This is a genomic window from Nocardia sp. NPDC060220 (assembly GCF_042727815.1).
Lineage (GTDB): Bacteria > Actinomycetota > Actinomycetes > Mycobacteriales > Mycobacteriaceae > Nocardia.
Map to the genome: position 1 here is coordinate 1 of NZ_JBHWZY010000388.1, position 6,306 is coordinate 6,306.

At 68.5% G+C, this 6,306-nt stretch carries 7 protein-coding genes; 2 read left to right on the forward strand and 5 right to left on the reverse strand.

Features of this window, described 5'->3' with window-relative positions; all coding sequences use genetic code 11:
• Window positions 1-398: GIY-YIG nuclease family protein (locus ACFWF3_RS20260; protein WP_379314850.1), on the reverse strand; the 398-nt coding region annotated here is incomplete at its 3' end.
• Window positions 399-549: 151 nt separating this feature from the next.
• Between ACFWF3_RS20260 and ACFWF3_RS20265 the strand changes: the two genes are divergently transcribed.
• Window positions 550-963 (forward strand): hypothetical protein, encoded by a 414-nt coding sequence (locus ACFWF3_RS20265; RefSeq protein WP_379314851.1) that lies wholly within the window; start codon window positions 550-552, stop codon window positions 961-963.
• An 84-nt stretch (window positions 964-1,047) separates the two neighbouring features.
• On the opposite strand, the gene ACFWF3_RS20270 is transcribed toward ACFWF3_RS20265, so the two are convergent.
• Window positions 1,048-1,740 carry an HAD family hydrolase gene (locus ACFWF3_RS20270; RefSeq protein ID WP_379314852.1) on the reverse strand — a complete coding sequence of 231 codons (693 nt, stop codon included), beginning with the start codon at window positions 1,738-1,740 and terminating at the stop codon, window positions 1,048-1,050.
• Window positions 1,741-1,906: 166 nt separating this feature from the next.
• Between ACFWF3_RS20270 and ggt the strand changes: the two genes are divergently transcribed.
• Entirely contained in the window at window positions 1,907-3,859 is a 1,953-nt protein-coding gene (gene ggt / locus ACFWF3_RS20275) for a gamma-glutamyltransferase (RefSeq protein WP_379314853.1), read from the forward strand.
• A 90-nt stretch (window positions 3,860-3,949) separates the two neighbouring features.
• Here ggt and ACFWF3_RS20280 read toward each other — a convergent pair whose 3' ends face one another.
• Genes ACFWF3_RS20280 through ACFWF3_RS20290 form a run of 3 tightly spaced genes read right to left on the reverse strand, consistent with a single transcriptional unit; the run spans window position 3,950 to window position 6,184 of the window.
• Window positions 3,950-4,441 (reverse strand): PH domain-containing protein, encoded by a 492-nt coding sequence (locus tag ACFWF3_RS20280; RefSeq protein ID WP_379314854.1) that lies wholly within the window; start codon window positions 4,439-4,441, stop codon window positions 3,950-3,952.
• Entirely contained in the window at window positions 4,438-4,914 is a 477-nt protein-coding gene (gene ribH, locus ACFWF3_RS20285; RefSeq protein ID WP_378627052.1) for a 6,7-dimethyl-8-ribityllumazine synthase, read from the reverse strand. Before ribH ends, ACFWF3_RS20280 begins: the two co-directional genes overlap by 4 nt.
• Window positions 4,915-4,939: 25 nt before the next feature.
• Entirely contained in the window at window positions 4,940-6,184 is a 1,245-nt protein-coding gene (locus ACFWF3_RS20290) for a bifunctional 3,4-dihydroxy-2-butanone-4-phosphate synthase/GTP cyclohydrolase II (RefSeq protein WP_378627050.1), read from the reverse strand.
• Between the last annotated feature and the right edge of the window lie 122 nt (window positions 6,185-6,306).

A 6,306-nucleotide genomic window follows, 5' to 3' on the forward strand; every position in this document is an offset into this window, starting at 1 on the left:
GGACCGAAGTAGCGCACGCCCTTCTTGCGCGCGCCCCGGTAGACGAACAGTCGCGGATACTCCTCGTTGAGGGTCACCGCGAGCACCGGATAGGTCTTGTCGTCGCGGTATCGGACGTTGAATCGCGGATCGAATTCCTTGATCCAGTTGTACTCGAGCTGCAGCGCCTCCACCTCGGTGGACACCACCGTCCACTCGACAGCGGCCGCCGTGGTGACCATCTGCTTGGTGCGCGGATGCAACGAGTACACATCGGCGAAGTAGGAGTTCAGCCGACTGCGCAGACTCTTCGCCTTACCCACATAGATGACCCGCCCGTGCACGTCCCGGAACTTGTACACACCGGGTTCGACGGGAATCGTGCCCGGCGCGGGCCGGTACGTCGCGGGATCTGCCACCCATCCAGCCTAGCGAGGGGCCCCGACAGGTCCGCACCGCCGAGGTGTCAACTGGCGCAGCAGCCCTACGGACGAGCGAGGTCGCTGGGGTGAGCTGTGCGCCTGCCTGTGTAGCGTGAGTGCTCGGATTATGTGCCCGAAAGGACGTCCGATGAGCAATGCCGCCGCCCTGCCGCAAACCGGTGACGACCTGTACGACGACGAGGTGTCCCCGCACGGAGTCATGCCGGGGACGGTGCGCGGAGCGCGCCTGATCGCCGCGGTCGCCACCGCCGTCGGTGTCGTGCTGATCGCGATCACGGTGGCGCTGGGCGGCTCGCTCGGCGCGCTGCTCGCCGGGTATCTGCCGTCCTTCGCGCTGGTTCCGCTGGTGCTGTTGTTCCGGCAGGGCGGTGACCTGGTGCGCAAGGCGGCGATCGGGGTCGCGGTGCTGGCGTGCCTGGTGTCGTCGACGGGCATTCTCACCGGGCTGCCGCCGGGTGTGGTCGGCGTCGTCGCCAATGGCGCGGTCGCGTCGATGCTCCTTCGGCCTTCTGCCCGGACCTGGTTCACCCGCCAACGCTGACCTGCGCCTCGGCGGGGTCGCCCGACTGCGCGCATCCGTCGGCCGTCGGGCGGGACTGTCTGCCGGCGATCCGGCCACAGGCGGTTAGTCGGCGGTTCGGATGCCGTGTTCGGCGAGGGCGTCGATGAGCGCGCGCGGGCGGTCGGGGGTGGGTAGCGGGTCGACGAGGGCGAAGCGGGCGCCGAGGGTGGTGGCGCCGCCGTCTGCCTCGGCGCTGTCGCCGATCATGAGGACGCGGTCGGGGGTGACGCCGAGGCGGTCGGTGGCGTCGCGGAAGATCTGCGGGTTCGGTTTGATGGCGCCTATCTCGAAGGACAGCGTCATCGAGCCGATGAGGTCGGTCCAGCCGTGTTTCGCGAAGGCGGGCCGGATGTCGTAGGCGATATTGCTGACGATGCCGATCGGGATTCCCTGAGCAGCAAGCGATTCCAGGACGGTGCCCGTGTCGGGATAGGGGGTCCAGGCGAGCGGGTCGGTGAGGCGTTCGTAGAGCCGGATCGCCTGGGCCTCGGGAACATCGGAGCCGCGCAGCACCTCCAGGTAGGCATACCGGTGCAGGGCGGGGTCGAGATCGCGGTTGTCCCAGGCGTGTTGGCCCACCGCGTCGAAGGTCATGAACTGTTCGACCGGCGCGGTCATCCGGCGCATCACTTCGGCTTTCGCCGCCACGTCGAACGGCGTCCCGTCGTCCCCGACCAGTTCGTGAGCCCAGGTCCGGTCGTCCTCCAGGCGGAAGACCGTGCCGGAGAAGTCGAACAGCACCGCGTCGATGTCCATGGCAGCCAGGGTAGCCAGACGAAGACAGTGCGCCCGGCGGAAATCGGCCGGGTAACCCAGGATTCGTGTGCCGGCCATCCGGTCGTCGCGGCTGCACAGGGGCACACGGCAAGCCCCCGGCGGAAAAAGATCGAATCGCGTCGTACCGCCGGGTTACCCTGGCTGGATGACGCCAAGGCGACGGACGTGGATCGGGGCCACGACGGCCGCAGTGCTCGCGGTGGGGGTACTGGCCGGATGTTCGACAGACGAGAAATCGGCCGCGGAATGCACGAGCACGCCCAACGGCACTCCTGTGTCCGCGGCGCCCGCCACCGGCACCGGGGCGCCGACCTCGCAGAATCTCAGCACCAACCCTGAGATCGCGTCGGGCTATCGCTCGGATATGACCGCGGTGCGCACCAGCACCTACGCGGTGTCGACCGCCAACCCGATCGCCACCGAGGCCGCGTGCCGGGTACTGCGGGCGGGTGGCACCGCGGCCGACGCCCTGGTCACCGCACAGGCAGTACTCGGTCTGGTCGAGCCACAGGCTTCCGGCATCGGCGGCGGCGCCTTCCTGGTGCACTACGACGCGAAGTCGCGCACGGTCGACACCTACGACGGCCGCGAGACCGCTCCTGCCGCGGCGACCGAGAATTATCTGCGCTGGGTCAGCGACACCGACCGCACCGAACCCGCACCGAATACCCGGGCCAGCGGTCGCTCCATCGGCGTGCCCGGAGTGCTGCGGATGCTCGAACTCGCCCATTCCGAACACGGGATGAGCGCCTGGAAGGAACTGTTCGATCCCGCGATCAGCTTGTCCGACAACGGTTTCGAGATCAGCCCGCGGCTGGCAGGCCAGATCGCCGAATCCGCGAAAGACCTGGCCGCCGACGAGGCCGCGCGTGGCTACTTCCTCGAAGCCGATGGCTCGCCCAAGAAGTCGGGCACCCTCCTCACCAATCCGGCGCTGGCGAAAACGCTCTCGGCGATCGCGACCGACGGCGCGAAGGCCTTCTACAGCGGCGCCATCGCCCAGGACATCGTCGAGGCGGCGGGCAGCACGGCGGGCGGCCGTACCCCCAGCGCGCTGACCACCACCGACCTGGCGAATTACGAGGCAAAGAAGCGCACGGCGCTGTGCACCGGGTACCGCAAGTACGAACTGTGCGGCATGCCCGCGCCTTCCTCGGGCGGCAGCACCGTCGCGGCGACGCTGGGCATTCTCGCCAATTTCGATCTCCCCGCGCTGCGGCCACAGGAGCTCGACGCCAACGGCGGGCGGCCCGACGCGCAAGCCGTGCACCTGATCTCCGAAGCGGAGCGACTGGCCTACGCCGATCGCAACAAGTACGTCGCCGACCCGGATTTCGTTCCGCTGCCGGGTAATTCGGCGCTCTCGCTCGTGCACCCGCAGTACCTCAAGGAGAGGTCGACGCTGATCGACCCGCAGCGCAGCATGGGTACCGCCAAGCCCGGCAACCTCGGGCCGGTCCCCCTCGGCAACGGTCCACAGCCGCCCGAACACGGCACCAGCCACATCTCCGTCATCGACAAGTACGGCAACGCCGCCGCCATGACCACGACGGTCGAATCGGCGTTCGGGTCTTTCCATCTCGTCGACGGGTTCGTGCTCAACAATCAGCTCACCGACTTCGCCGCCGACCCGGTCGACCCCGACGGGACACCCGTGGCCAACCGGCTCCAGCCCAACAAGCGCCCGCGCAGTTCGATGGCCCCGACCCTGGTGTTCGATCGTGACGATCGGGGCGACCGTGGCGAACTGAAGCTCGTCACGGGGTCACCCGGCGGTTCGGTGATCATCCAGTTCGTCGTGAAAACGCTGGTCAATGCGCTGGATTGGGGTCTCGACCCGCAACAGGCGGTCTCCGGGGTGTCGTTCGGCGCGGGCAATACGCCGGTCACCGGCGTCGGCGGTGAGCACCCGGATATCAATGCGACCGACAACGGCGACCACGATCCCCTGGTCGAGAAGCTGCGGGCAATGGGCCATCAGGTATCGGTGGCACCGCAGTCCAGCGGGCTCAGCGCCCTGCAGCACAACGGCAAGGACGGCTGGATCGGCGGTGCGGATCCGCGCCGCGAGGGAGCGGTCCTCGGCGATACCCGCTGATGCGCTGGTCTGTGCGTCACTACTCGGTGGCGCACAGACAGCAGCGTTGCCGGCAATCAGTCGGCTCCAGGTGCCGACCGCTCAGCGAAGTCAGTCCCGCGGGGCGTAGCGGGCGCCGAGTTCGCGGACGCGCTCGATGGCGTCGGCGGCGTGGGTCTTGTCGTTGGAACGGATCGCCAGCATCGGGACGTAATCGTCGTCGGCCAGTTCGAGGCGGGCCCATGCCTTGCGGTCCGGGAAGGACGCGCCACGGATGTAGCTCCACGGGTACACCTGCTCGCCCAGGATATTGCGCACCCCGACACCCTGGCTGCCCGCGCGCACTCGCGGACGGGTGAGCATCAGTACCGCGCCCGCCCCGACCACTCCGATCAGGATCATCGCGACCTGATCGGCGACCCGGAAGTTCACCCCGGTCGACCCGGTGCGCAGCAGCAGCCCACCCGCGGTGAACGCGACGAGGATGACGATCGCGACCACGATGGCGGTGCGGGTCGCCCGGCGCGGACGCACCTGGAACTCCCAGCCCGCGTCGGGCTGAGGAGCGCTACGACGCCAGGTCCGCACCACCGGCACGGTCACACCGATCGCAGTGCGCGCAAGGTGAGCGCGGCGTCGAGAGCGGCGGCGCAGGCCTGTTCGCCCTTGTCCTCCGCCGAACCGGGCAGCCCGGCCCGATCGCGCGCCTGCTCCTCGTCGTTCGTCGTGAGCACACCGTTGGTGACGGGGGTGGCCGCATCGAGCGACACCCGGGTCAGTCCGGCCGTCACCGCATCGCACACGTACTCGAAATGCGGTGTGCCACCACGGATCACGACGCCCAGAGCCACCACGGCGTCGTGCGTGCGCGCCAGCTCCTGCGCGACGACCGGCAGCTCCATCGCACCGGCGCAGCGCACCACGGTCACATGTTCGACGCCGGCTTCCTTGGCCACCCGTTCGGCATTCGCCACGAGGGTGTCGCAGATCTCGGTGTGCCACCGCGAGGCGACGATGCCGAGTTTGACGTCTTTGGCCTGCGCCAGCGCGAAGCTCGGGACACCTGTACCGCTCATCGTTGCCGCCTTTCGTACGAAATGATCACTGCGCGGTTTCGCCGAGGTCGAGATCGTCGAGGCCGACCAGGTCGTGGCCCATCCGATCCCGCTTGGTGCGCAGGTAGTGCAGGTTCTCGGCATTGGCGCGCAACGGCATCGGGACGCGCTCGGTGATCGCGAGACCGTAGCCGTCGAGGCCGACCCGCTTGGCCGGATTGTTGGTGAGCAGGCGCATCGAGCGGATGCCGAGATCGACCAGGATCTGCGCGCCGGTGCCGTAGTCACGGGCGTCGGCGGGCAGACCGAGATCGAGGTTGGCGTCGACGGTGTCGCGACCGGTGTCCTGCAACTGGTAGGCCTGCAGCTTGTGCATCAGGCCGATGCCACGGCCCTCGTGCCCGCGCATGTAGAGGACGACGCCGCGCCCCTCCTGATCGACCATCTCCAGTGCCGCGTCGAGCTGCGGGCCGCAATCGCAGCGCAGCGAGCCGAAGACGTCACCGGTCAGGCATTCCGAGTGCACCCGCACCAGTACGTCCTCGCCGTCACCGATGTCGCCGCGCACCAGCGCGACGTGTTCGGCATCGTCGAAGATGCTCTGGTAGCCCACGGCCTTGAAATCGCCGTGGGCGGTCGGAATACGGGCCTCGGCCACCCGCACGACATGCTTCTCGTGCTTGCGCCGCCACGCGATCATGTCGGCGATCGAGATCATCGCCAGGTTGTGCTCGTCAGCGAATACGCGCAGCTCGTCGGTACGGGCCATGTGCCCGTCGTCCTTCTGGCTGACGATCTCGCAGATCACGCCCGCGGGACGCAACCCGGCCATCCGGGCCAGATCGACCGCGGCCTCGGTGTGGCCGGGCCTGCGCAGCACGCCGCCGTCCTTGGCGCGCAGCGGCACCACATGGCCGGGGCGGGTGAACTCGTCGGCCTTGGCCTGCGCGCTGGCCAGCAGGCGCATGGTGACGGCCCGGTCGGCGCCGGAGATGCCGGTGGTGATGCCCTCGCGCGCATCCACCGAGACGGTGTAGGCGGTGCCGTGCTTGTCCTGGTTCATCGCGTACGCCGGCGGCAGGCCGAGCCGGTCGCAGTCATCGGCGGTCAACGGCACGCAGATGTAGCCGGAGGTGTAGCGGATCATGAACGCGACCAGCTCCGGGGTGGCCTTCTCGGCCGCGAAGATGAGATCGCCTTCGTTCTCCCGGTCCTCGTCGTCGATGACGACAACAGCCTTGCCGGCCGCGATATCGGCGACCGCGCGCTCGATGCTGTCCAACCTGGTCACGTCTGCTTGCTCCGTATATTTGGCGGCCGGGGCCGCGGGTTTCTCGGCCCGGTGGGCCTCGATCTTCCCTCCCGGCGGGCACTCCTTCGTCGCACCCTCTGGTCCTGTCTCTTATACACATC

What these genes read in the sequence shown, in the direction of transcription:
- ACFWF3_RS20270 (WP_379314852.1), bottom strand. Translation starts at nt 1,740, where the DNA reads ATGGACATCGACGCGGTGCTGTTCGACTTCTCCGGCACGGTCTTCCGC.
- ribH (WP_378627052.1), bottom strand. Translation starts at nt 4,914, where the DNA reads ATGAGCGGTACAGGTGTCCCGAGCTTCGCGCTGGCGCAGGCCAAAGAC.
- ACFWF3_RS20265 (WP_379314851.1), top strand. Translation starts at nt 550, where the DNA reads ATGAGCAATGCCGCCGCCCTGCCGCAAACCGGTGACGACCTGTACGAC.
- ggt (WP_379314853.1), top strand. Translation starts at nt 1,907, where the DNA reads ATGACGCCAAGGCGACGGACGTGGATCGGGGCCACGACGGCCGCAGTG.